Genomic DNA, 26,924 nt, shown 5'->3' with positions numbered 1-26,924 from the left:
GTGGAGGAAGAATTTATGAAAATATTATATATATCTTCATTAGTATTAAAAAAAAACAGTTCAGCATCAATTCGTAATGTAGGTTTAATAAATGGCTTGGTGTCAAATGGTCATGAGGTAAGTGTCTTAACAATAAAATATCCAGATAGTTTTCAAGATTCATATTTAAGTGATTCAATATCTAAAGATGTAAAAATATATCAGTCGGAATTAAAGTTGTTGAGTAAGTATTTATCTGTTCAGGCTGGTAAAAAGGAAAATAATAAAAAAACAAACAACCATAACGTTAATCGCAGTTCAGTATTTAGATTGTTTAAAAAGATAGTCAAAGATATCTATTTCTTTCCTGACACAGATAAAGAATGGGTATCCATGTATAATCAAACTATGTTTACTGAACATTTTGATCTTATTATATCGTCATCGGACACAAAGACTTCGCATTTTGTGGCTGAAAAAATAACAAGAAAGTTTCCGGGAAGTATGTGGTATCAAATATGGGGAGATCCTTGGAACGATGATATGAATATCAGTAAATTGAATAAAATAAGAGCAAGACATAGAGAGAAAAAAATGCTAGAAAAAGCAGATAAGGTATTTTATGTGTCGCTACCTACAACTGAGTTTATAAAAAAAAAATATCCTAAGATGGCAGATAAAATATCTTATTTAGGAAGGTCTTATTTAGAAAAATGTGAAGGAATTGAGATTTATCAACAAGAAGAAATTGTGTTTACCTATACAGGAATTCTAACAAAAGATAGAAATTTATTTAACTTGATAAATAAGATTGAGATATATAACTCTACTAATTATAAGAAAATTAGATTGAATATCTATGGTTATGTAGATCCTCAAATTGAAACAAAGTTGAGCAAGTATTCATTTGTTAGTATCAAAGGTTCTGTAGAATTTAATAAGATTCAAGAGATTTATAGAGAGTCAGATATTCTTATTTTCATAGATAATAGCGGAGGAACAACTCAGATACCAGGAAAGTTATATGATTATTTTGGTACAGATAGACCGATTCTAGCACTAGTTGAAGATAAAGAAACATCTGTTTCGAAGTTCGTGTTATCTACTGATAGAACGATACTCATGGAAAATAATCAAGAAAGTATCAATTTAGAATTCTTGAAAAATCTCAAAAAAAGCTATGTAATGCCGGAATTTTCAGGGAGTAATATAGCTAGTAAGATATTTGATGGGAATAAAATTTAAAGGAATTTGAATGCTATAATTTATTATAGATTAAAATAAAACATAGAATTGAGAAGTCCGAAATGAAAAAAAGAAATACTTTCATTAGTTTTTTGCCTATATTTTCCTATATTATAGGACCTATATTAAGTTTTGCGATACTGCCAATAATAACTAATGCATTAGACCCTAGTGAATACGGTATATATAACTACTATATTTCTATTATAAATTATATTGTTTTGATAACATTAATGCCGGGAATAAACAGTTATATATTAAGATATCTAAACAGAAATTTTCCTGAGTATAAAAAGGATAAAGAAGCTATTTTTAAATTTATTTTATACTCTACGTTGTTCTATATTGTGTGTTTATTGTTTTTTATGTACATTTATAAAGATTTTCTGTTTTTATACATAGCTACAGTTTATTATTTTGTAAATATGACATCATATTATAAAAGCTTTTTAAATGTAAATGGAAATAAATTTGTTTTCTCTGTGTTGACGATGCTGAATGTCTTATCCCAATATATTTTTGTATTCATTGCGTATATTTATTTGGATTTGAATACAATGCATTTGTTGTTGGGAAGTTTAGTTTTTAGCATATTAGTAGTTGTTATTATTGTTGTGAAATTAATTAATAATAATAATAGTAATTTTAATTTCATGATAAGAAAAACGGACTCTCCTGATTATCGGAAAGTAATTAAATTTATTGTACCTAGTATTGGAATTGCTTTAGCAGGATTAATTTTATCGTCAGGAGATAGGATAATAATTAAAAACTTGTTAGATCGAGGTGATTATTATGTAGGTATATATGCAATTAATTATACATTATATGCTCAAATAGTAGATGTTATAATAGCTGTTTTCTACTTATACATTCCAAGTTATCTTTATGTAAAGTATGAGGAGTATGGAATTAATGAATATTTAGAAAAATTGAAAATTATAATTGAAACATATTTACTAGTCACAACTTTTATCATAACTGTTGCAATTTTTAATTACGATAAAATAAACTATTTGTTGTTTAATAGTAGTTACAATGTATCTACAAAGATATCAGTATATATCGTGGTAGGCCAATTTTATTTTGGATTGTATAGAATGGTATCTAATTATTACTTAGTAAAAAACAGAATAAAAATAGTGATGTATTTATTGGGATTAATTGGATTTATGAATATACTAATGAACCTATATTTTGTTCCAATATATGGCTATGTATCTGCTGCGATGACTACCTTATTTTGTTATGTATTTCTTTTTATTGTAATATATTATCTTGTAACAAAAGAAACTAAAAAACATCTCATAAGCATGAGTTATTGGTTAATGTTATGTTTACCTATACTATTTTTATCATTATCTCCAAAAACTGGTGAATATACAGATAAATTCCATGTATTCTTGGACCTTATTAAGAATACTTTAATTATTTTTGGGATTTACTCCTTTGTATTTTGGAAAAAAATAAAAAAGAATTTTTCAGAGTATAAAAATTAATTTATAGATTTTTAGAGTTAAATCCAGGTTTAGGATATATAGCGCGCATCTTATGAGTTATTTAATATTATAAAAGAAATAAAATGAACTTTTTTAGATTCGGAGGATTAATTGTGAAAAGGGTAATATCTAATTGGTTTGATTTCTATATAAGAATGACTTCGCCAAGTAAATTTAATAATTTTATGAAAAAAAAAATGCTTAACTTTAGAGGTGCAAAAATAGGTGGGAATCCATTTATTGATGTGGGAGTGATTATTAATAGCCCCAAAAATCTTGTTGTAGGAGATAATGTTGTGATCAGTTGCTACACAGTATTAACAGCGGGAGGAAGTATTAAAATAGAAGATGATGTTATGATAGGGTATAAGTGTAATTTGCTATCTCAGAATCATGCAATTCCTAAAGATGTATCAAAATCTATCCGTTTTTCTGGACACACTTCTCATCCAATACACATAAAAAAAGGAGCTTGGCTAGCATCTAACGTTACTATTTTACCAGGTGTTACAGTAGGAGAAGGAGCAGTGATTGGGGCTGGGGCGGTAGTTACAAAAGATGTTGAAGATTACTCAATATATGCCGGAGTACCGGCAAAAAAAATAAAAGATAGAATTGAGGAGAGTTATAGATGATTAATATAATAGGATTAGGCTATATTGGCTTACCAACAGCATTAATGTTTGCAAAACATGGAGTAAAAGTTGTCGGGACCGACTATAATTCTCAACTAGTCAATTCTTTAAAACAAGGTGAATTGACATTTGAGGAAAAAGGTTTAGAAGAACTATTTCAATCTGCGATTGAAGGAGGGATTGAATTCTCAACCGAATACAAAAAATCCGATATGTATATCGTGGCTGTACCAACACCTTACATGAAAGACAGTAAGAAATTAGACCAGAAATATTTGATCTCCGCAGTAACCGGTATTTTGGATGTTTGTAATAAAGGTGCAATTATTATTATCGAGTCAACGATTTCACCAGGTTCGATAGATAAACATATTCGACCATTAATTGAAGATAAAGGATTAGTCATTGGCGAAGATATTCATTTAGTTCATGCACCGGAACGAATTATCCCTGGAAATATGATTTATGAGTTAGAGCATAACTCTCGAACGATCGGTGCCGATAGTGTAGAAATTGCGGAAAAAGTAAAAGCGCTGTATGCGAGTTTCTGTAAATCTGAAATCATCTTAACAGATATTCGTTCAGCTGAAATGTCTAAAGTCGTAGAAAATACTTTTCGTGATATCAACATTGCTTTTGCCAACGAATTAGCACGAATTGCTCATTCCGAAGGAATGGATGTTTATGAAATCATTCGTATTGCGAATCACCATCCACGTGTAAATATTTTACAACCTGGACCTGGTGTAGGTGGGCACTGTATTCCAGTCGATCCATGGTTCCTAGTAGGGGATTATCCAGAATTAACAAATTTAATTCATACAGCAAGAAAAACGAATGATGATATGCCGAATCATGTATTCAATCGAATCCGTGAAATCATGAGAGAGCACAATATTTCAGATATATCCAAAGTCGGTTTGTATGGATTAGCCTACAAAGAAGATGTCGATGATGTACGTGAAAGTCCAAGTTTACAACTGCTAGAAAAGATGGACGAAGCGTCAATTCTAGGAGTGAAATCATTTGATCCATTTGTCAAAGAGAAATTAGTCGAAGGACAAGTCTTGGGATTCGAGGAATTCGTCAATGATGTTGAAGTAATCGTTGTGATGGTAGGGCATCAACACCTCAAGGAAAATCTCGAGTTAATTAAAACAAAACATATTTTAGATACAAAAAATATTACGGCATTTGAAAATGCGTATCACTTATAACCGATGATTGAGGAGGCGTTACCCATTAGAAAGAAAGTTATGGTGGTCTTCGGAACACGTCCGGAAGCCATTAAAATGTGTCCACTAGTCAAAGAATTGAAGACAAGAGAAAGTTTAGAAACGATTGTTTGTGTAACAGGACAGCACCGTCAAATGTTGGATCAAGTACTTGAGACATTTGAGATTGAACCGGATTATGATTTATCGATTATGAAGAGTAAACAGACGTTGTTTGATGTCACTATTAATATTTTAGATCGTATGAAAGATGTACTAGAAGAAGTAAAACCAGATATCGTACTTGTTCATGGTGATACCTCAACGACTTTTGTGACTTCGTTGGCTTGTTTTTATTTACAAATTCCAGTGGGACATGTGGAAGCTGGCTTAAGAACGCATAATATTTACTCGCCATTTCCAGAAGAATTTAACCGTCAAGCAGTAGGCTTGGTTGCGCAATATCATTTTTCACCAACAGAGCAATCCAAAGAAAACTTATTACAAGAAGGAAAAGATGAAGCAACAATTTTTGTGACAGGAAATACCGTGATAGATGCCTTAAGTACCACAGTTAAAACCGATTATACTCATGAACATATCGAATGGGCTAAGGATAGTCGTCTAATTATGATTACTGCTCATAGACGAGAAAATTTAGGCGAACCAATGCGACATATGTTCCGAGCGATTAAACGGATTGTAGACGAAACACCCGATATTAAAGTCGTTTATCCGATTCACATGAATCCAATGGTACGAGAAGCAGCCAATGAAATTTTAGGAAATGATGATCGTATTCGGATTATCGAACCTTTAGAAGTGCTAGATTTCCATAATTTTATGGCTCAATCGTACTTAATTCTAACGGACAGTGGTGGGGTTCAAGAAGAGGCACCAAGTCTGGGGAAACCAGTATTGGTCATGCGTGATACCACAGAGCGTCCAGAAGGGATTGCGGCAGGAACGCTGAAATTGGTTGGAACGGATGAAGAAATCATCTACTCGTCATTTAAAGAACTGCTTGAGGATGAAATTGTTTACAAGGAAATGAGTAAAGCGAGTAATCCGTATGGTGATGGAGAGGCATGTAAGAGAATTGCAGATATTCTCATGGATAATGGCTTAGGCATTTAATTGTTAAAATTTATATCAAATTTGATTTTAAAATATAAATTGGATGCATTAATAAAAAAGCAAGGAAGTGAAAAAATGAAAATCGCAGTTGCCGGTACAGGTTATGTGGGACTTTCAAATGCAGTTTTATTATCTCAAAATCATGAAGTGGTTGCGTTAGATATTATTCAAGAAAAAGTTGATATGATCAATAATCGCCAATCACCAATTCAGGATGAGAAAATTGAGGAATATTTTGCAAACAAAAAATTAAACTTAGTTGCAACAACTGATAACTACAAGGCATTTAAGGACGCAGAGTTTGTCATTATTTCAACACCTACAAACTATGATTCAGAATTAAATTATTTTAACACCAGAACGGTCGAATCAGTAATTAAGAATGTCATATCGATTAATCCTGATGCAACAATGATTATTAAATCGACAGTTCCAGTAGGATATACTGAAAAAGTAAAAGAGATGTTTGATACTGAAAATATCATTTTCTCACCAGAATTTCTGAGAGAAGGAAAAGCGTTGTATGATAATTTATATCCGTCTAGAATTGTCGTAGGGGAACAATCTGAGCGGGCTGAAAAATTTGCGAATCTTCTAGCAGAAGGCGCAGTTAAAGAAGATATCGACATTTTATTTACAAATTCGACAGAGGCTGAAGCAATCAAATTATTTGCTAATACATACTTAGCAATGCGTGTAGCCTATATTAATGAACTCGATTCTTATGCTGAGGTTCGTGGTTTAGATAGTAGACAAATTATCGAAGGTATTGGTTTAGATCCTCGAATCGGAACGCACTATAATAATCCTTCGTTTGGTTATGGTGGCTATTGTTTACCAAAAGATACGAAGCAGTTATTAGCAAACTATACCGATGTTCCGCAAAATATTATGTCTGCCATTGTCGACGCTAACCGTACAAGAAAAGACCATATTGCAGAAATGATCCTTAAAAAATCACCTGAAATTGTAGGTATATATCGATTAACAATGAAAACCGATTCTGATAATTTTAGACAGTCTGCCATTCAAGGAATTATGAAACGGATTAAAGCAAAAGGTGTGGAAGTCGTTGTTTTTGAACCAGCACTTGAAGCAGAATATTTTTATAATTCACGTGTAATTAAAGATTTAAATGAATTCAAAGAAATTTCAGATGTGATTGTATCGAATAGATTCGAAGCAGAATTAAACGATGTGAGTGACAAAGTTTATACCCGAGATGTCTTTGGAGATAATTAACAAAAGGAGCTATTTAAATTGAAAGTACGCAAAGCAGTTATTCCTGCAGCTGGTCTGGGAACGAGGTTTTTACCAGCAACGAAGGCGATTGCCAAAGAAATGTTACCGATCATCGATAAGCCAACGATTCAATTTATCGTTGAAGAAGCGATTGCATCGGGGATTGAAGATATTATTATTGTGACAGGAAAAGCGAAACGTCCAATCGAAGATCACTTTGATGCCAATGTAGAGTTGGAACAAAACCTTGCATCAAAAGGCAAAGATGAGCTGTTAGCGTTAGTCGAAGAAACGACAGGTATTAATATTCACTTCATTCGCCAAAAACGTCCTCTAGGGCTTGGTCATGCGGTGTTACAAGCGAAAGCTTTTGTAGGTAACGAACCGTTTGTCGTGATGTTAGGCGACGATATTATGGAAGATGAGCTTCCTTTAACGAAGCAATTAATTAATACGTATGATGCAACGAAAGCTTCTGCATTAGCAGTAATGGAAATCCCACATGAAGATACCGATAAATATGGTGTGATTGCGCCCAATGAAGAAGTATCTGAAGGTTTGTATGATGTTAGTCATTTCGTTGAAAAACCAAAACCAGCGGATGCACCAAGTAATTTAGCGATTATTGGTCGTTACTTACTGAAACCTGAAATTTTTGAAATTTTAGAAAACCAAGAACCTGGAATAGGTGGCGAGATTCAACTAACGGATGCCATTGATACGTTGAATAAAACACAACGCGTCTTTGCTCACGAGTTTAAAGGGATTCGTTATGATGTAGGTAATAAAATGGGCATGTTAGAAGCCAATATTCAATATGGATTGAAACATCCAGAGATTAAAGAAGAACTCGTTGCTTATTTGAAAGAACTAGTGAATACACTTTAGCAACACGAGCAAGTCTGTTACTGGGCTTGCTTTTATTTTAGTAACTATTGTGAATTTTGTAACATTTGTTAAGGAGTATATTATGGATGAAAATGAAAAACAACGAATAGTCGAAGAGCAAACAACCATCATGAATCGTTTATTATATCCTAATTATGATCAGTTGAGTGCAGAGGATTATTTTTCGCCTGTTGAAGTGTTTAAGCAAGAGGTTCGACGTCGGTTATATGGGAAGGCGTTATTGAATCAAGGTGTCGATACGAATCCGAATATCTGGTTATTAAGTCCTTGGTCAGTAGAGAATTTTTGTCGGCGTGAAGTGGAGCGTTTTGTTTGGCGAGAAGAGGTACTTGATAATCGTGAGCAACAACTTTTGGATCTGATTTTTAATTTAAGGAGATACACAGTAGATGAGCACGATGCTCAAAAATATTTTAGTTATGCGTGGAAATCCTACCGATCCCATTTAACATCACAGACAGCACATAACTGGGAAGATTTTCAGCTATGTATTATTTATGAGAATACCGCATTGGTGACGTATTTATGGAAAGATGCAATCTTAGCAATCTGGAAGCACCGAGGGCATTCAGAGAAGAAGCTGAAATACGTTCGCTACATCTTTTTCGCCGATCGAGACATTGTCTTGTTCGAGGTCGGAAGTGATGATTTTCTTCATGAGTATTACTCGATTGTTTTACGTGATTTTTATCGTTTGGAAGGGAATTATGATATTTCAAAGGAAGATTTTACTATTGCGCAGAATGAAAAGATAGATATATAGTGTGAAATAATAAATAAAAAAGTTATTTTAATATAAATGATTAGCATACTTCATCCGATTAATTAGATGGAGTGTGTTTTTTTATTGATTTTTTAGTTTGCGCTATTTATGTGAAAAATTTCTAAAAGTAAAAGAGAATATAGCCACATGATAGTTATAGCTATAAAAAGAGGATAGGGAATCCCTCAAGGAAGAGAATCTTGCTTGACTCATGTTAATGCAAGAATAGTACAAGGAGGAATCAGTATTGAAGTTTTGTTGGAATTGTGGCTTTGAAAATGAAGAAAACGCTCGTTTTTGTGAAGAGTGTGGGAAGGATTTAACACTTGAAACCATCGATAGAGTAGAAGAAAGGGCTTCAGAGGATACTACGCAGACATTGGTTATAAAAGCACCTAGAAAATCCTTGTCGAGAAATCAAAAACGAGGATTACTTGCAGTTGGTATTGTAGTAGCAATGATGTTTGGGATTTATTCTTATGGTAAGCATTATTTTGGCTATGATCAACAAGTAGCCCGTATAGTTGAAACGATTAAGACAAAAGATCCTGAACAATGGTCGAAAATCATGATTTCAAATGATCCTAGTTATAAAGTAACAGCGAAGAGTTTGAAAAAAATGACAGATTATTACAAAATAGATGCACAAAAGGAAAATTTTTCAGCTTTGGTTCAGAGTTTTACTAGCCGAATGTATGATGAAGTCGATTTTTCAATTGTTCAAGAAGGAAAGTCGTGGTTCGTTTATGATCGTTATGTATTGGAATTAAAACCTGTCTATTTGACCATCGAAACGCCGCAAGAAGATGTGGTCGTTGAAGTTGATGGTAAAAAAGAAGGAGAGGAATCCGTATCGATTACGAAAGTGGGACCATTAACACCAGGGAACTATGAAATTAAAGGAACGTTAAATGACGTGTCGACAGAACAAGTGATTGATTTGACTCGTTTTAATAATATCGATTTTGAACAAAACAGCCATGTGACACTTGACTTGCATAAGCTTCACTTCATGGTCTTATCGAACGTTGAAGGTGCAGAAGTCATGGTGGATGATAAACCAGTTGCAATAATTAAAGACAGTGTTGCTGAAGTAAAAGATGTCGTTTGGCATGAAGGCTTGACGGTTCGTGTACAAAAGACGTTTGATAAAGAAACAATGCAGTCAATTGATTATGAAATTGGTGCATCAGAATTTGTAGCAGAAAATTATGAGGAAGGTTCCTATTATTCAGGAATGGAGCTAGCAGTTGAAGATGTTCGAAATGACTACGAAGCTAGCTCATTTTTAAGTAATTTTTACAGTGAAGTATCGAATCATACAAATGAACTTTATACGTTTGATGAGAAAGAAAAAGAACAGTTTGCATCTTATTTTACAGATGGGACAGCAAATCTTGAGTATCAAGATTTTATGAACTTTATTACAGAAGTACGTTCGAATAAAGATAAGCGTTATGTAAACGGGAATCCAGAAGTGGAATCATTCACACTCGTTGCTAAAGATACTTACGAAGTTCAGTATTTAATTGAATATCGTACAGTCTTTAAAGATTATAGTAAAGATACGATTGAACAAGTCTTTCGCTATAAAAAAGTTACTATAAAATACAACCAAGAAACGGGACAATTTGAAATTGTCGATTTGGGTGGAAAAGAAAATTTTGAAACGATTGATAACGGAGATGCTGTATGAGCACCAGTCAATGAAATCGAATTTTAAAAAATTGGAGGAAATCTCATGAAATTTTGTATGCATTGTGGAAAAGAAGTCAAAGAACAAGTTAAGTTTTGTCCTTTTTGTGGGGGCGATCAAAAAGAAGTTAGTGCAACAACGAGTGGAGAAGAAAGCGTAGCGACATCACGCATTACGATTGACCAAGAATCAATCAATCAACTAGCAGATAAAGGGAAAAATTATTTTGCTTATATTAACAAAAATATTCGTAATCCTATTTTAGGGGCGAGTAATCAAAATGGTTATTTTGGAGTAGTAACGTACTTATTATTAAATGTACTGATTGCTTTATCAATCAGCCATGCGTTAGGAAAGAATTTTTCATCTACTTTTAGCTTGGAATTATTTTTACCGTTATTATTATTATTTTTAGTTGGACAGTTCGTCAATGTTGTGGCGGTTTATTTATTATCCAATAAAATTTTTAAAGTACGTTTGAACCTCGTGGATACATTTGAACGAATCTATGGACCGATTAGTCTGGCAATCTACGGAGCAATAATCATGCTTGCGTTATCTTTTATTTCAACGTATGGTTTTAGCATGCTGTTTGTTCTTTTCTTAGTGTTGATATTCTTTTTGATAAGTGTTTCTTTTGTTGCTAATTTATGGCGCACAGAAAATCTTTCACCGAATAAAAACCGCTTTTACTGGACAATTGGCGCACTGATTTTAGCAGGAATCGCTCACCTAATCGTTAATCTTTTATTGAGCGATATGATTGGTGCAAGTATTGCACATTTATTCGAAGAAATTATCGATTCGATTTTTTCTAGCATGTTCTATTAGTCAATCAAAAGTAAATATTGACCGGGGGCTGTGACCTTTGTCGCAGTCCTTAAATGTATGACTACCAAAGAACATAAATATATACAGGAACTGTCATCAATGATTCGTAAAAGCTTTTGAATTTTATAGACATATCTGTACAAATGAGACTCGTAGAAAAACGATGTAAGAAAGAAATATTAATAAAGAACAGTAGGGATAATAATGGGGAATACATGTCACAATTGTCAGACAGAGCTGGCAGAAATTAGTAAGTTCTGTACAAAATGTGGGACGAAAGTTGAAGGTGATACGGTCAATCTGCAAGTTGAGCAACCACAACATCTTCTTCAAAAATTAAACAAAAAGATGATCGGATTTGTAATTGTAGCACTCTTAGCAATCGGCGGTATTATTTGGTTGATGAATAAAACACCACTGCAAGGGACTTGGTATTACGATGAGTTAGAAGTGACAATATCCGGTAAAAAGGCGACACTAACAGCGAATGAATCTGACTTTGCTTTGATTACTATTAGTGGACCATTAACTAAGAATTCTCAAGGCATATACACGCTACCTTTACAAAAAGCTGATTTTGCAGTTACCGTCAAGAACGTTTTTGATAGCGAAGTCGAATTCAACGAGCTATTAGAAGAAATTAAAGAAGAAATTCATTACATGGAGGTATCGAACACAGAAGTCGATCAAGTCAGTAAATTTCTTGATACGATGACACTTGATGGATCTGATTTAAACTTGGAATTTACGAGTAAAGATATCCAAACGTTAAGCTTAATTGAGTTGGATGATTTCTTCTTATTTGATTACGAAGAAGATCTAAATGGAGGCTTCCAATTCTTGAAGCAATCAGATGACTACATAGAAATGAAGATGGGGAATTATGATGAACGGGTAGTATTGACACGTAAATCATAAGTTCGAAAAATTTGATAATTAATGAGCATAACCTTCTTTGATTCCAGAATTTTTTTAAAATAAAATGACAGAACAATTGAATGTTTACATTGAAAACATGGATAACCTTATATTAATGGGGTATTCATGTTTTTTATTTCACAAAAAGTATTTTATTTATATAAATAATGTGGTAATATAATAGTGAAAAGAGTAACAATGTTATATATAAAATGTAGAAACCAATCTATTTATTGTTCGTAAAAAGAAAAGGAAGTGTCAGATAAATGTCATTATCACCGAAGGAACTCGTCGACGAGGCAATTAAAAGAGGGAAAGCAAAAGCAGAATATAGTTTCTTAACGACCGCTACGTTAGGAATCATGGCAGGGGTCTTTATTGCTTTAGCTGGTGTGGCGATGATTCGTACGATGGGGACGATGCCGGCTGCTTGGGGGACGTTGACTAATTTAATCGGAGCTTTAATGTTTCCTTTTGGTTTAATTTGTTTGCTACTTGTTGGCGGTGAATTAGTTACTGGTAATATGTTTGTCGTGACAATGGCTCTTTATGCGAAAGAGATTCGCTTCAAACAATGGCTGCGAAACATGGTCTTAGTGACTATTTTTAATTTTGTCGGTGCGATTGCCGTTGCCATTTTCTTTGGCTATTATTCCAAAACATTAGACGGTGCGTTTTTAGATCGTACAATCGCCGTTGCTCAAGGAAGAACGGTTGATGCGCCACTTCAAGCATTTTTATCTGGTATTGCTTGTAACATCTTAGTTTGTACGGGTGTTTATATGAATATGGCGTCGAAAGATTTTATTGGTAAAATTGTGGGTACTTTTTTACCAGTCGCAGGTTTCGTGATTGCCGGTTACCAGCACGTTGTTGCCAACATGTTTTTAGTGATGGCAGGCGTCCTGGCGGGTGGTGTGACTTGGGCTGAATTTGCGAGTAACTTAACCTTTGTCTGGCTAGGAAATCTAGTCGGTGGTGGTGTTATTTTGGCAGGATTTTATTTCTTAGCATTTAAAGTGGGGATGCGTGAAAGAGCACGATTAGTAAAATAAAAGATATGAATAGAAAGCTGCATGGATACTAATCTATGCAGCTTTTTATTAGTCAATAGAAAAAATGAAATTAAAAAGTGTTTTTATCAATTATTGTCATATCATTTGAATTATATAGTATAATTCAAATGATATTAATATAACGGAGGGTTTAAAATGACGATTAAATATTTTCAGGACATTGACATTGATTTTGGAAAAGCGAGTAAGGAATATATTAGCGAAGAAATAGATACAATTCAAAAGTTAGAATCAGGTGCCGGGTATCTATATAGACATTCTATGAAAAAGACAACATCTTGGGTAAATACTTATATTGAACATAAAGAAAATACCAATTCACAATCAATAAATAATATTTTTAGTATTATTGGTGAATGAGGTTCAGGGAAGAGTTCGTTTATTTCTACTTTGAAAAAAATCATTTCCGACCCAGGATATACTAGAGATAAAAACTCAGGAAATATCTATGTGCTTCCCAAAATTGATCCGACTATTTTTAATAGTAGAGTTCGTATGATTGAATTTTTTGTAGCTACTTTAAAATCAGAAGTCGAGAAACAAACGCATAATCCTTCTTCAGCATATTCGAATACAGATGATGATTTCATGGTATTGGAAAATTTTAATAAATTAATCCGAGAAATCGTAAATACACTGAAAGATATGCGTGTGAAAGAAAGTATTGTTTTAGAAAAAAAATCTGCTGTTGAAGCATTGCAAACAATTCAAAATCAGAACAATTTCAGAACGAAAATATCTCAATTAATGAAAAATTTTATACTATTAATAAATAGAAAACATGATGTAAACTATACACATATTGCACTATTAGTAGATGATTTAGATTTAGTTCCTAACAAACATGTTTTTGAAACATTACAAGATATGTTTCAATTTTTGCAGTATCAAAAAGAACTAATGCTCTTTACTGCATATCGTGAAGAGCAATTAAATAACTCAGTAATTGATACATTGGTTAGTGAGAATAAACAACTTATAGATACTAAAATCATTAGTATCGAAGAATTAAGAAAACAAGCGGTAAGTTTTATCGAAAAAGGTCTTTCAAGAACACAACGAGTATACTTACAGATTAGTCATAAAACGCAGATTTACGAAATATTAAAACCATTTATTAATGGTACTAGTAAAGAAGATATAACTTGTTTCACAGAAAATCAAACGTTGAATGATTTTATTCAACAAGAAATGATGAGACAAACGAGATTGCAAGTTAACCCGATGGAGGAGTCAGAGAATACTATTTTTACATTCCCTAAAACACTACGGACATCGTTAGAGTATTTAGCCTTACTTCATGGGATGGAACCTTATCAACAATCTGTAAATGATGAAGGTATTCATTTAGAAAAAAACAAATTAGGAAGTATCCATAAATTACGAAAAAACGTAAAAACATATAAATATTTTTCGATTTCTAAATATAGAGATTATTTACCATCTAGCGAATTTAGCGTTATAGATGAATGGTTAGGTACAGAATACAACGGTCGAAATAGCTATATTTGTAAGAAATTGATGGAAAAGGTAAATGAGTTAGATAACAAAAATTGGCAATCAACTGTTTTAGAAAATCAAGCAGATTCAATTATAAAAAAAGAAAGTTATAATGTCGCTTTAGGTGATGTTTTTACGTGCATCCACATTTACAAGAAATGCTTTAATAATAGCGAACAAATTAGATACTTTATTTATGCTTTAAAAATGATTTATTCAATTGAAATGCTATTAACTTTAACTAAGTCTATGGAATTATCGATTGAAAAAAGAATTAAGCTGGATTATGATTATATGATTACAAATACTTTTGAGACAGTTACTGATACTTCTGATTCATTAAAGCATAATATCTCGAAAATATTACTGCCTAATTATCTGGCATTAGTTAAAGGGAAAATAATGCCAGATGAATTTTGGTATAATGAAAGTTTACAATCTGGTGTAATAGAATTGATTTTGAAAATGCCTGATAATCCAGGCTTAAATAGTGCACATTTCACATCTGAAGAGCAATACTCGGTCATTAGAAGTTTATTGTATAGTAACCACCCCGTTTCCAGTCTTATTAGGAAATTTGAAAATCACCACCTTGATTTTAATGAACCCTATTATTATTTAAAGTATAGGGATATGTATAACAAAGATTTTTTTGTAGAAAAAAATAGTTATTTTGGGGATCCTTATTCGTGTTTAACAGATACTAAATATATTTTATCAACTTTTTCTAAAATGTTACGAGAAGAGAGAACAAAACATCATTATCTGTTTTATTCTATGTTTGATCTAGATTTCTTTACTCGTAAAAATTATTTTACTAATAATACTAAGGATAGTATTGAATTAATTGAATATGCAATAACAAGAATTGATAAAATATTTAAAAATGATCTCTCTCTTTATGAAGAGAAAGCAATGAGAGAAAAGATGATCCGACCATTATTTTCAAGTTTGGATAGTACATCTTCAATAGAATATGTATCGTTATTTGAAAGTCATTTTTGGTCTTATCTCAATAAAATGAAAAAGATTAAAAATATAGAGTTTGAAACAGAAATGGATAATTTTATAGTGGAATACGAATCAGGGAATAAATTAAAGCCGGAAAAGTATAAGAATTTTATTCGAAATTATAAAAAAGTCTATGCAAAATGGCCTAAGGATAAAGCAATCAATCCTCAAAGGTTAGAGGAATTATGTGAGAAATCAAATAAGAGAAAAATTACTGATGGTGATAGAAAAATGATTGAAGTTTTGAACTCTAGTAGAAGGTAGAAAAGACGATGAGAATAGACAATGAGAGAGTTTTTTATCGAGACGTTGATCGAATTATACGAATAATTTATAAAGAGATGAATATGCTAGAACATTTTCGTTACTATCAAGAAGGACTAGCGAATTTCAATTTTAGTAGCTTTGAATTATCAAATGATATTTTTCGTCATAGAGTAAAAAGAAGTTATTTTAAATTATATCCTAACAACTACCATGTAGATGATATTGAAATGTTACTAGAAGAGTTAACGGACCTGCTTAAAAAAGAGTATAATTCAACAAATGCTATTTATTTAATTTTTTATGTCGGGAAAAAGATGATTCATCGCAACTTAAATAATTTTTTTATTAATTTTGAAGAGTTACTTGAATGGGATGGATTTATTAACAAAGTTGATATGAAATTATTTGTTGCTGCAAAGTTAGTAGAATTAAATATGCCGATAGAGAAAAAACATACAAGCAGCGTTATTTCCCATAACAATCACTATCTCCATGATATTTTTGAAAGAAACAAAATATCGGAAAATCATATGCATCTAAAAGCATCAGGATATGTCACCGATATTAACTGGCATTCATTTTTAAGTAGCCCATTATTTGATTATCATTTATATAAAGATTTTATCAGTAGTGATGGTATTTTTGAAGATATTGCAAAAGATAAAAATCATATTAGAAATAATGGGGATGAAAAAAATTTAATCCAATATCTTATTAAAATAAAGGTTTTACGAATTATTTTAGAAAGCATACGGGCAGGAAATTCAAAGTATTCTGAAACTGCTATTCTTCAAGTTTTAAACAGTGAGGATGTAGAAGTAACACTTCAAACATTGACTATCGAAGAAAAACTGTTAGATGATGAAGAAAGGCCAGTGCCTAGGATGCTAGCTACCCAAGTAATCAGTGATCTGGAAAGATTTTTAGTAGAACCATCTATCCTATTTAAACAAGATACGTCAAAGTATTCATTTATTGAAATAAATTTTTTAAAAGATCTATTTGCTATGATTGCAAATAAGAATAATGAACGAACCGTTTTTTTAACATTTCTATTAAATATGTATATTTGTGGAATGACAGATTTAAAATTTCAATTTCTACAAGATAATTTAGGAATGGGATTTGCAAAGTTTAAGGAAAAAGAAGATAATAAAAAAATATTTGTCAAAGAACGACAAGCGAATCAAGATATTATGCGCAGTGCATTTCATAAATATTATCGTGAAGGTGTAATAAAAAATATCGAGTTTAGGGTAGGTCCAGAAGAAGAGGTTTCAGAGTACTTAGATTTTCTAGAAACACTTCATAAGATGAATGAAGAAGAATTTGAACGCGCAAAGATAGAATTATCAAATCCCTTACTATTAAAAATAAACTATGGGGTCATTATCCACTTTATTAAGTTCAAGAATAGAGGTTCAATTGTGGATAATAATATTGATAAAAGAGAACAATTAGAGAGCTTGAGCGAAAGACTACTTGATACACTAAGAGTAATTGAGAGAGAGCCAGATGAGGAAAATATTTATAAAAATAGAATTGTTGGAATCGATACAGCAAATTATGAATTTGATAACCGACCAAATATCTATGCGTGTATTTTTAGAAAAATGAGGTATGATAAATCGATTCAGCAAGACCTATATGCAACATATCATGTAGGAGAAGAGTTTCCAACATTAGCTAATGGCGTTAGAGCGATTGATGAAGTTTTGAGTTACTGTGCTTATCGAGAAAATGATCGATTGGGTCATGCTTTAGCTTTGGGAATGAGTGCACCAGATTACTTTAGCACCAAAAGAAGTAAGATTATGTGTAGTGTAGGTGATTATATCGATGATATTATCTGGTTGTATTCTATGTTTACACACTCTGATAGCAGTGCAGATAAGAACTATTTACCATACCTACGTAGTGAGTTTGAACAGTACAAGCATCTGTTATTTGATTCATCTTTTGGTGGTGACTATATCCCAACATTTGAAGACTATTACGATTCGTATTTTTTAAGGGGAGATTCTCCAGAAATTCATCGAAAAGTTTTTGAAATGACACATTTTTCATATGATCATTTGATAAAAGAGTACACTTATCAACTAAATAATCAGCATTTTTACCATAAACATGCTTTTTTAAACAAGAAAGCAAGATTTCTTTATCTTAGATTTACGTTTGACGAGGAATTTAATAAGGTTCTAAATAGTCCATTTAATACAAAAGTAACGGATATTTATATCGAGTGTGTTACCCGTTCGCAAGAAATTTTGAAGCAAAAAATATTGCGAATGGGCATTTTTATTGAAGCCAATCCCACATCTAATAAAAAGATCTCATATATTGACCAATACATTAAATTACCTGCGTTAAAACTTAATTCATACGGTTTATCTGATGATAACGATCAAGTGAATCTACCTATTTCGATTAATACCGATGATAGTAGTATTTTCCAAACAAATCTTACCAATGAATATTCAATGATTGCAGCTGCTTTAATGAGAGAAGGCTATTCAAGGCAAGGTGTTAACAGATATATAGAAGAGTTGGCTATTGCATCGAATGTACACTCTTTTATTGGCAAAAATCTTTAGTTACAAGCGAAAATATAAATGTGTTTAAATGTATTTAGTAGTAGAGTTTTAGTATAGTAAGCTAGTTTCAATCATTCATTGAATATAAAATAAACGAGTTTATCGTTTGTGAGTTTGCTGTGTGAAAATTTGGTGAAGACTGTTGATTAAAACGAATAATTTATTTTAAGTATACTGTTTGAGTCTCCTTATTGTGAGATAAGGAATAAACGAAGATGTGAACACGAACCATTCGTCCTTCCAGAATTTTTCTGGAGGGATTTTTTTGCTTTGTCTCAGTCAAGACGGATTTATTGATTGTAATACTCAAGATATTGTCATACGTGAAGTAGATTATACATGTCCTAAATTAATAATTGTAGAAATTTTTTAGATATGATACACTTATTGCGTAGATACTTAGTCAAGTTGAGTAATAAGTTACGCAAAGGAGGTTGATATAATGGCAACTATTTCACTAGAAAGAGAAGTTAAATTAACGAACGAAGATGCAAAAATAGCGATGTCAGCGAAACCAACCGAAAAGTATAATCGCCTGGTTAGAGATGTTGTAGCATCGAAAAGAAAAAAATCTAAAACAATTCCAAGCTGGATGAGTGCATCAAACAATGAGAGTTAATAAGTATGAAGTCGTTCAATTGAGCGAAATAATTGGAAACTTGGCTAGTATTATCAAAGAAGGAACTCCAGAAATAGGGAAAAAGAATCTTAGAAAGAGTATAAGAGATCAATTTTCTAATTTTGTAGAGCCTTCTTTTTTGTGTGGAAATAACTTATCAATGGTAAAGTTTTTAAAAGAAGACGCAATCAATAAAGAAATGCGACATGAAACTAGAACATATTTAATTTACAAGGATGAAAACTGGGAAGATTTGTATGGTTTCTTTACAATATCATTGAAAGATTTGGATATCAGTGCTGTTGAAAATCCAATAAAAAAAGAGTTAATCTTTTCCGGTAAAGCACCCGCTAATATAAATTTTGCGCCAGCCTATCTTATTTCTCATGTGGCTAAGAATGATCGCTTTAAAACTGAATTTTCAGGTGATGCTATTCTGTTGGAGGCGCTCAGAGTTATTGAAGATATTCGATATTCTATAGGTGGTAAATTAATTTTTCTTGATAGTGTTGCTTGTGAAAAAATAATGGATTGGTATATGAGTTTTGGATTTAAAAAATTTGGAGAAATGATATATTCAAGAGATAAAGAAAAATTACAACCAATGATAATGACTATTGATGAAGATTATAAGTGAATGAAAATTTAAAATAGAGAGGATAGAAATATCTTCTTTTTTTGTACCATTTAAATAAGCATGTTACGAATTTTTTGTTTAATGACAAAAGGATGCATTTATTAATTGTTTGGTTCATTGAATAAATTTCAAATACCTCTTGAATATAAAATTAAATTTAGATGAGGTTATCATTTGACTTTGATTAAATCGATAGCTATAATTAGGAAAATTCAATGATTGATGCGATAAAAAGAAGAGTACAAGTCATGATTCTTTAACAAGAGAGCCCTGTTTGGTGGAAAAGGGTACAGAAGATTGCTTCGAAGATGGTCTTTTTTGCATTCAGCTGTGAGCTTGGTGAGTGAGCAGGTGACGGGTGTGCCCGTTAAAGCACCGCAGTTTACTTTCGAGTGTACTGTTTGAGTTTCTTTATTGTGAGATAAAGAATAAATGAAGGTGGTAACGCGAATCATTCGTCCTTCCAGAATATTTCTGGAGGGGTTTTTTTGTGTTGTTTCAGTCATAGTGGCAGGAATCAATGGTTGGATTGAAGAGCAATAATTTTATAACAAGGGAGATTAAGGAAAAATGAAGAGAAGAGTGAAGCATTGGATTTGGTTAGGTATTTTAGGGAGTTTGTTATTAGGTACCGCTGCATGTAGCAGTAGCAAGACAATTGAAAAAGAAACGGTTACAGCAGAAGAAAAACAAGTTATTCGCGTTGGATTGGGTGTCACGCCGCATTTAGAAATATTAGAAAACGTCAAAGAACGTCTTAGTGAAGAAGGGTATGAATTAGAAATCAAAGTCTTTGAAGATTTTGTTTTGCCGAATAAAGCGTTAGCGGAAGGCGATTTGGATGTGAACTTGTATCAGCACGAACCGTATTTAATCAACTTTAATGCTGAACATGCGACGGATTTAGTCGTGGCTGGTGAAACGAAATTCTATTTCTTGCCGTTAGGTATTTATCCTGGGAAAGTCGATTCACTCGATAAATTACCAGAAGGCGCAGAAGTAGCGATTCCAAACGATTTAACGAATGGTGGACGGGCATTGCTTTTATTACAAGAAGCGGGACTGATCACGTTGAAAGAAGGCGTGGACATAACAGCGACGGTCAATGATATTTTAGACAATCCAAAACAGTTGAAAATTGTTGAATTGGAAGCTTCTCAAGTTGTGCGCTCATTAGCAGATGTCGATTTGGCTGTGATTAACGCCAACTTTGTATTGGATGCTGGCTTGAATGTGCAAGAGGATGCTTTGTTAACCGAAACGGCAGATTCAAAGGCGGCTGAGAAGTATGCTAGCATTGTAGCGGTTGAAGCATCTAAACAAGATGATGCCGCGATTCAAGCCTTTATCACGGCGCTTCGTTCAGACGAGACGAGAAACTTTATTAATGATACGTATCAAGGAGCAGTTATACCAGTCTTCTAGTTTGTTATACGAAATAATTAATGCAATAAAAAGAAGAGTACGAAGAATATTTCTTTGACAAGAGAGCCCCGTTTGGTGAAAAAGGGTAAAGAAAAGCCTTTGGAAGATGGTCTTTTTAGCATTCAACTGTGAGCGGGATTCGTAAGCAGTTGACGGGTCTGCCCGTTAGCGCATGGTTGTATTCTTTTTATGGATACGCGCAGAGTGTCTTTGTTGTGAAACAAGGACAAAATGAAGGTGGTCACACGAGTCAATTCGTCCTTCTCAGACATCAATCTGGGGAGGACTTTTTGTATATAAAAAAGGGGTGTTCAAATGGGGAAATTAGGAAAAGGGTTATTGACATTGGTTTTAGGCGTGACAGTCGGAGTGGTTGCTGGCTGTGGTTCGGCACAAGCAGGGAGTCAAGAGACAACGAAAGTGAAACTAGGTGTTGTTGGAGATAGCAATGAAGTTTGGGAACCGATCATCGAGCAATTAAAACAGGAAAAAATTGAAATTGAATTGGTGAAGTTTTCGGATTATACGCAACCGAATGAAGCGTTAGAAAAAGGCGATATTGATTTGAATGCTTTTCAAGGATACATACTGATGGATGAATTCAATGCAACGAACGAGGGGCATCTCGTGGCGATTGGCGAGACCGTATTGAATCCGATTGGCTTGTATTCCGATAAATATGACTCGTTAGAAGCAATCGCCGATCAATCCGAAGTCGCGATTGCCAACGATCCGGTTAACGGGGCGCGAGGTTTATTGTTATTACAATCTGCGGGACTCATTCAATTGGAATATGATGAAGGTAGAAATCCAACAATCAGTGACATTGTTGAAAATCCGAAAGAGTTGAAGATTGTCGAATTAGAGGCGGCTCAAACGGCGCGCTCATTACCCGATGTTGGCGCAAGTGTTATCAACGTCTTTATGGCGCTAGATGCCGGATTTGTTCCGAAAGAAGACGCGATTTTTATTGAGCCGGTTAATGAAGACTCGAAGCCGTATTACAATATTATTGTGACCAGAGAAGAAAATAAAGAAAATGCCGTTTATCAAAAAATTGTTGATGCGTATCGCAGTGACGCATCGAAAGCATTAATCGATCAGTTGTATAAAGGATCAGTATTGCCTTTATGGTAGAAAGGGATGGGGAATAAAAATGAGTCAGCAAATTGGAAAAGAAGAAGCGTTAACTTTGTATTATGAAATGTTACGTATTCGTCGTTTTGAAGAAACCGTCAAAGAAAAAAGTGGCACGAGTATTGTTGGACCGACCCATTTGTATATTGGAGAAGAAGCGATTGCTGTGGGTGTCTGCAGTCATTTAACTAAGGCTGATTATGTGACAAGTACCCATCGTGGACACGGTCATACACTAGCGAAAGGGGCACGACTCGATCGTTCGCTAGCTGAACTTTACGGTAAAAAAACAGGTTATTGTAAAGGCAAGGGTGGCTCGATGCATCTGGCTGATTTTAGTGTCGGAATGTTAGGGGCAAACGGGGTCGTTGGTGGTGGTTTTAACATTGCAACTGGCGCGGCGTTAGCGGTCAAGCTCAGAGGAGGCAAAGAGGTTGCGGTTTGTTTCTTTGGCGATGGTTCGAGTAATCGTGGGACATTCCACGAAGCGGTCAATTTAGCGGCCAGTTGGCAATTACCGGTTATCTTTGTTTGTGAGAACAATGGCTGGGCATCAACCACACGCTTTAGTGAAACCGGCTCAATTCCGCAATTGGCTAAACGAGCAGAAGGCTATGGGATTCCCGGTGTGACGATTGATGGAAATGACGTTGAGTTAGTCAAAAAGACGTCAGCCGAATTGATTGCACGTGCTAGAAACGGTGAAGGACCAAGTATTTTAGAATGTTTAACCTATCGGATTGAAGGGCATTTTTTAGCCGATCCACAATTGTATCGAACGAAAGAAGAAGTCCAAGAACAATACGACAACAACAATCCAATTACCCGTTTTAGAGAGAAGATAATAACGGCAAAGCTTGTAACTGAAAGGGAATTATCCGAGGTGGAATGGCAATTAGAACTCGAGTTGCAAGCCGCAATTGCTTTTGCTGAAAACAGCCCGTTTCCAGAACCAGAAGAGGCACTAGAAGACTTATTTGTAGGGGAGGTAGCAGTCAATGAGTAAACGAATTTTAACCTTTTCAGAAGCAACAAGAGAAGCGATGATTGAAGAAATGCGCGCCGATCAAGAAGTCTTTGTTTTCGGTGAAGATATTGTCAAACAAGGCGGAATCTTTGGTCAGTTTTCCAATTTAAAGGAAGAATTTGGCGAACGCGTGCGAGATACACCGATTTCGGAAACGGCATTAGTCGGTGCCGGTGTCGGGGCTGCCTTAGCAGGCGCAAAGCCAGTGATTGATTTACATTTTGCCGACTTCATTGGCATTACGATGGATGAAATCTTAAACCAGATGGCCAAAGCACGCTATATGTTTGGCGGTCAAGCCGAGTTACCACTCGTTTTACGGGCACCGGATGGCTTGATGAAACACGGAGCTGCTCAGCATTCTCAATCATTAGAAGCTTTATTCATGGGGATTCCTGGGATTCGCGTCGTGATTCCATCGACACCAGCCAATGGCAAAGGTTTATTGAAAGCCGCGATTCAAGATCCGAATCCGGTGATTTATTTTGAACACAAAGGATTATTTCCTGTCACAGGAGAAGTGCCCGAAGGTGAGATTTATACACCGTTAGACAAAGCGGAAGTCGTACAAACAGGAAGCGACGTGACGATTGTCTCCTACTCCTTGATGCTCACCAAAGTCTTGAAAGTTGCTGAATACGTCAAAGCGAAATACGGGATTCGAGTGGAAGTGATTGATCTAAGAAGTATCGTTCCGATTGATACCGAAACCATTTATCAGTCCGTGAAGAAAACGGGTCGCTTAATTATCGTTCATGAAGCGATCAAGATCGGTGGTGTTGGCGGTGAAATTGCTGCCCGTGTCGTCGAAAACTTGTGGGAGTATTTAGAAGCGCCGGTCCTAAGAGTGGGAGCCAAGTTTGTTCCGGTTCCTTTTAGTCCAGCAATGGAAAGTTTTGTCTTTCCCGATGAACAAGAAATCATTTCCACCATTTTAAAAAGCGTCTATAAAAAAGAAGCCGTGCTAGAAATTTAGTTCGTGTCGAACCTAAAAAATAACCCGAAAATAAGCCCAACCGCCATTAGCGATCGTCTTATTTTCGGTTTTTTTAATGGTAGGTCGTTTGCCTTTTTTCTTGTATAGCTTTCGTCTGGCAGTTTGGACACGTAAAGCGATACTTTTTTTTCTTTGTCAAAAAGAGCCATTTTGGGTGGATATGCTTTTTGACTTCATCACCGGACAACTGGTATTCCGTCTGACAAGCCGAGCATTTGAAAGTATAGTCTGTTTTATCCGTAAAAAGCAAAGCGTAGTATTTTTCTAAAATCGAATGCACGAGCATTGCGAGTGTCATCGTAATTAGAACAAAGGGAATGACAATCATCCAAAACAAAGGCGACACCTCTTCTCTTTCTTTTATTCCAGTATCGCTTATTTGAAGTGGGAGTACAAGAGGTGATTGGATTATCGCTGTGATCACGACAGGCTTATGCTATATACAAGCACAGTTTTCTGAAGTGTTAGGAGTTCCCCAATCAACCATCTCTCGATTAGAGACAAAGAAAATGAATCTGATTTGCAATGAGCACGCAAATCAGGCTCTTTTTTATTGTTATTTTTTTGTGTTTTAAAGGCATTGTTAAATGGTCAGATAAAGGCTATGATAGATGAGTAAAATAATGAATTGGGGGAGTTTTTGTTGAGTGAGTATCATTATGTTTTGTCGTTGTATCAAAAACATAAAAGTTATGAGAAAAAAGTTGTTATCGTTTCATTGTTATTACTTGTATTAGCAACAGGGGTTGTGAGATTGGATTTAATTCGTGTTTCACCGCTAATTATTTATGCGTTGGCGATGGCGGGAGCAATTTATTATGCCATACGGACACGAGTTGAGAGTCGAAACTATGACAAACTCGTATTGTTTCTGGAAGAACACGAACCGGAAGTATTTGAAAATAAGGACCTGATTTTCTTTATCGATTATCAGTTGACCCATTACTTTGGTCAGGAGTCAGCAGAGTTAATTGCACGTTTACATGACGGAGCGATTCATAACGATGAAAAAGCGACCGAGGACTTAAAAGCGATAGTTAAAGAAGTACACAACTATTATGACTACTTAGCGATTGATGCTCCCCACGAAGAAAATATGGAAATTTCGTTGCAATGGTATCGTGATTCAATTGCGAATCGCAAAAATGACATTGTTTAAGAAGGGAAGGATGCATCATGAAATTTAAATTAAGACGTGAGCTCTTAGGGATTATTTTAGCGTTTTCAACAGCCGGCATGTTTGCCACTCGGGCGGATGCCAATGCGTATCAAGAAATTCATCAACAACAAGCGCAACAAGCCAATCAAGTACAAGAAGTTTTGGCTTCAGAATTTATAACGACTGAGGATAGCAAACAGTTAGAGCAAGAGTTACTGACTTTTGATCAGGCGAAAGATAAAAAGAACCGCCGTACATTGCGTAATTTACATCAATCTGGACAAGAGAGTTTAAAAACAGCACAAGAAAATCTCCTTCTAGAAGAAGCAAAAGTGGCTAATAAAGAATATAAACAACTTGTAAAAGCTTTAGATAAACTAGAGACGAAGAGCCAAGAGTCCTTTGTTTTAGCGGACGACCAACAGTTCGTTGCTGACTTATCCGATGAAATCGCGGAACTAAAAGACAGCTCAGTCGTGGAACCGATTCGATTGACAGCAAGACAAATCAAACAGTTGAGCCAATCCTTAGCTGACAATCAAGTAGACATGATGACTTTGGTTGAGCAACTGAAAGAAACCAACAGGTCATCTGAAACCTTAGCGAAGAAAAAATACATCACTGCAAACGAAGTCAAAGAGTTAACAGCTGATCGAAAAGAAAATGCGAAATATTTCGAACAAGCCAATGATTTAGGGCTATTGCAAAAACGTCAAAAGACATCAGATCAATTGGTTACCGCAATTGAAAAACGCCAAGTCGCTAGTGAGAAAGATTTTAAAGCGCATCAAGAACTCGCTGAAAAAATTAGTAAGTTAACGAGTAATTTACTTGAAAAAGGCGACCTTACAAAAGAAGAAAAAGAAACGTTAACCGCTAGCAATCAGAAAATTAGCGATGCCCTGACGCTGGTTGCCTATCAACCAGGTGATCTTCAAAAACATACGACAGACTTAACGGAGCACTATGAAACGTATGCTGCAAAAAGCGAAGAGCGTATTGAAAAAACACGCCAAGAAGCGGAAGCCAAACGAATCGCCGGAGAAAAAGCCGAGGCCAAACGCCAAGCAGACGCACGAATTGCCGAACAAGCTGCAGCAGAAGAAGCTGCACGAAATAATGCTGCACCACCTGCTGCTACACAATCGGGTGACTGGTATCAAGCACCAGCAGGTTATAGATATTTGAAAGTCGATAGTGGACTAACCTATGGGCAAGTTAAAATTCCAGGAAACTTCTCATTAATAAGCGATGCGGAAGCCGGAAATTATCGTCCAGGTCGAGGAAACGGTTGGGCGAAACAATAAAAACAAAAAAACAGTACTTCTAGAAGAAGAATGAAGTGCTCCCTGTCAAGTAGACAGTGTTAAAAACAAAAACTAATATTTTAGATTACGCATTCTCTTA

At 34.4% G+C, this 26,924-nt stretch carries 24 protein-coding genes; 23 read left to right on the top strand and 1 reads right to left on the bottom strand.

What is annotated here, in order from left to right:
* Nucleotides 1–15 precede the first annotated feature (15 nt).
* From IEV09_RS06635 to IEV09_RS06535, 21 genes are all read left to right on the top strand, one after another.
* A complete protein-coding gene (locus IEV09_RS06635) occupies nucleotides 16–1,224 on the top strand; it encodes a glycosyltransferase family protein (protein ID WP_188367500.1) in 1,209 nt (402 codons plus the stop codon).
* A 62-nt stretch (nucleotides 1,225–1,286) separates the two neighbouring features.
* Entirely contained in the window at nucleotides 1,287–2,723 is a 1,437-nt protein-coding gene (locus IEV09_RS06630) for a lipopolysaccharide biosynthesis protein (RefSeq protein ID WP_188367499.1), read from the top strand.
* Nucleotides 2,724–2,836: 113 nt separating this feature from the next.
* A complete protein-coding gene (locus IEV09_RS06625; protein ID WP_188367498.1) occupies nucleotides 2,837–3,358 on the top strand; it encodes an acyltransferase in 522 nt (173 codons plus the stop codon).
* A complete protein-coding gene (locus IEV09_RS06620) occupies nucleotides 3,355–4,575 on the top strand; it encodes a nucleotide sugar dehydrogenase (protein ID WP_188367497.1) in 1,221 nt (406 codons plus the stop codon). The genes IEV09_RS06625 and IEV09_RS06620 overlap by 4 nt, the downstream gene beginning before the upstream one ends.
* A 39-nt stretch (nucleotides 4,576–4,614) precedes the next feature.
* Nucleotides 4,615–5,709: a non-hydrolyzing UDP-N-acetylglucosamine 2-epimerase gene (wecB, locus tag IEV09_RS06615; RefSeq protein WP_275950536.1), complete on the top strand. Its 1,095-nt coding sequence runs from the start codon at nucleotides 4,615–4,617 to the stop codon at nucleotides 5,707–5,709.
* Between the two features lie 75 nt (nucleotides 5,710–5,784).
* The gene (locus tag IEV09_RS06610) at nucleotides 5,785–6,951 is read left to right on the top strand and encodes a nucleotide sugar dehydrogenase (protein WP_188367495.1); all 1,167 of its coding nucleotides are present in this window, start codon (nucleotides 5,785–5,787) and stop codon (nucleotides 6,949–6,951) included.
* Nucleotides 6,952–6,969: 18 nt separating this feature from the next.
* Nucleotides 6,970–7,839, top strand: a complete 870-nt coding sequence (gene galU / locus IEV09_RS06605; RefSeq protein WP_188367494.1) for a UTP--glucose-1-phosphate uridylyltransferase GalU — start codon at nucleotides 6,970–6,972, stop codon at nucleotides 7,837–7,839.
* An 82-nt stretch (nucleotides 7,840–7,921) separates the two neighbouring features.
* Complete coding sequence (locus IEV09_RS06600) at nucleotides 7,922–8,623, top strand: hypothetical protein (protein ID WP_188367493.1); 702 nt, start codon at nucleotides 7,922–7,924, stop codon at nucleotides 8,621–8,623.
* 247 nt (nucleotides 8,624–8,870) lie between these two features.
* On the top strand, nucleotides 8,871–10,319 hold the full coding sequence (locus IEV09_RS06595; protein WP_188367492.1) for a zinc ribbon domain-containing protein: 1,449 nt from the start codon (nucleotides 8,871–8,873) through the stop codon (nucleotides 10,317–10,319).
* Nucleotides 10,320–10,364: 45 nt separating this feature from the next.
* On the top strand, nucleotides 10,365–11,150 hold the full coding sequence (locus IEV09_RS06590) for a zinc ribbon domain-containing protein (protein WP_188367491.1): 786 nt from the start codon (nucleotides 10,365–10,367) through the stop codon (nucleotides 11,148–11,150).
* A gap of 204 nt (nucleotides 11,151–11,354) precedes the next feature.
* Nucleotides 11,355–12,068, top strand: a complete 714-nt coding sequence (locus IEV09_RS06585) for a zinc-ribbon domain-containing protein (protein WP_188367490.1) — start codon at nucleotides 11,355–11,357, stop codon at nucleotides 12,066–12,068.
* 266 nt (nucleotides 12,069–12,334) lie between these two features.
* Entirely contained in the window at nucleotides 12,335–13,123 is a 789-nt protein-coding gene (locus IEV09_RS06580) for a formate/nitrite transporter family protein (RefSeq protein WP_188367489.1), read from the top strand.
* A gap of 156 nt (nucleotides 13,124–13,279) precedes the next feature.
* Nucleotides 13,280–13,504: a hypothetical protein gene (locus tag IEV09_RS06575; protein WP_188367488.1), complete on the top strand. Its 225-nt coding sequence runs from the start codon at nucleotides 13,280–13,282 to the stop codon at nucleotides 13,502–13,504.
* 30 nt (nucleotides 13,505–13,534) lie between these two features.
* Nucleotides 13,535–15,919: a hypothetical protein gene (locus IEV09_RS06570; protein ID WP_188367487.1), complete on the top strand. Its 2,385-nt coding sequence runs from the start codon at nucleotides 13,535–13,537 to the stop codon at nucleotides 15,917–15,919.
* An 8-nt stretch (nucleotides 15,920–15,927) separates the two neighbouring features.
* A complete protein-coding gene (locus IEV09_RS06565) occupies nucleotides 15,928–18,516 on the top strand; it encodes an amidohydrolase family protein (RefSeq protein WP_188367486.1) in 2,589 nt (862 codons plus the stop codon).
* Between the two features lie 442 nt (nucleotides 18,517–18,958).
* Nucleotides 18,959–19,135, top strand: coding sequence for a hypothetical protein (locus IEV09_RS06560; protein WP_188367485.1), 177 nt, complete (start codon nucleotides 18,959–18,961; stop codon nucleotides 19,133–19,135).
* Complete coding sequence (locus tag IEV09_RS06555; protein ID WP_188367484.1) at nucleotides 19,125–19,772, top strand: hypothetical protein; 648 nt, start codon at nucleotides 19,125–19,127, stop codon at nucleotides 19,770–19,772. The genes IEV09_RS06560 and IEV09_RS06555 overlap by 11 nt, the downstream gene beginning before the upstream one ends.
* A gap of 570 nt (nucleotides 19,773–20,342) precedes the next feature.
* Complete coding sequence (locus IEV09_RS06550; protein ID WP_188367483.1) at nucleotides 20,343–21,197, top strand: MetQ/NlpA family ABC transporter substrate-binding protein; 855 nt, start codon at nucleotides 20,343–20,345, stop codon at nucleotides 21,195–21,197.
* A 315-nt stretch (nucleotides 21,198–21,512) separates the two neighbouring features.
* Nucleotides 21,513–22,334 carry a MetQ/NlpA family ABC transporter substrate-binding protein gene (locus tag IEV09_RS06545; RefSeq protein ID WP_188367482.1) on the top strand — a complete coding sequence of 274 codons (822 nt, stop codon included), beginning with the start codon at nucleotides 21,513–21,515 and terminating at the stop codon, nucleotides 22,332–22,334.
* A 19-nt stretch (nucleotides 22,335–22,353) separates the two neighbouring features.
* Entirely contained in the window at nucleotides 22,354–23,340 is a 987-nt protein-coding gene (locus tag IEV09_RS06540; protein WP_188367481.1) for a thiamine pyrophosphate-dependent dehydrogenase E1 component subunit alpha, read from the top strand.
* Complete coding sequence (locus IEV09_RS06535; protein WP_188367480.1) at nucleotides 23,333–24,337, top strand: alpha-ketoacid dehydrogenase subunit beta; 1,005 nt, start codon at nucleotides 23,333–23,335, stop codon at nucleotides 24,335–24,337. The genes IEV09_RS06540 and IEV09_RS06535 overlap by 8 nt, the downstream gene beginning before the upstream one ends.
* Before the next feature lie 73 nt (nucleotides 24,338–24,410).
* Here the strand turns inward: IEV09_RS06535 and IEV09_RS06530 are convergent, their stop codons facing one another.
* On the bottom strand, nucleotides 24,411–24,695 hold the full coding sequence (locus IEV09_RS06530) for a hypothetical protein (RefSeq protein ID WP_188367479.1): 285 nt from the start codon (nucleotides 24,693–24,695) through the stop codon (nucleotides 24,411–24,413).
* Between the two features lie 306 nt (nucleotides 24,696–25,001).
* Between IEV09_RS06530 and IEV09_RS06525 the strand changes: the two genes are divergently transcribed.
* Nucleotides 25,002–25,517 (top strand): hypothetical protein, encoded by a 516-nt coding sequence (locus IEV09_RS06525; RefSeq protein ID WP_188367478.1) that lies wholly within the window; start codon nucleotides 25,002–25,004, stop codon nucleotides 25,515–25,517.
* A gap of 17 nt (nucleotides 25,518–25,534) precedes the next feature.
* Complete coding sequence (locus tag IEV09_RS06520) at nucleotides 25,535–26,824, top strand: coiled-coil domain-containing protein (protein ID WP_188367477.1); 1,290 nt, start codon at nucleotides 25,535–25,537, stop codon at nucleotides 26,822–26,824.
* Nucleotides 26,825–26,924 lie beyond the last annotated feature (100 nt).

This window comes from Enterococcus alcedinis (assembly GCF_014635985.1).
GTDB classification, from domain to species: domain Bacteria; phylum Bacillota; class Bacilli; order Lactobacillales; family Enterococcaceae; genus Enterococcus_I; species Enterococcus_I alcedinis.
Note: the sequence above shows the minus strand (reverse complement) of the source record. Positions and strands in the feature narration are given on the sequence as shown.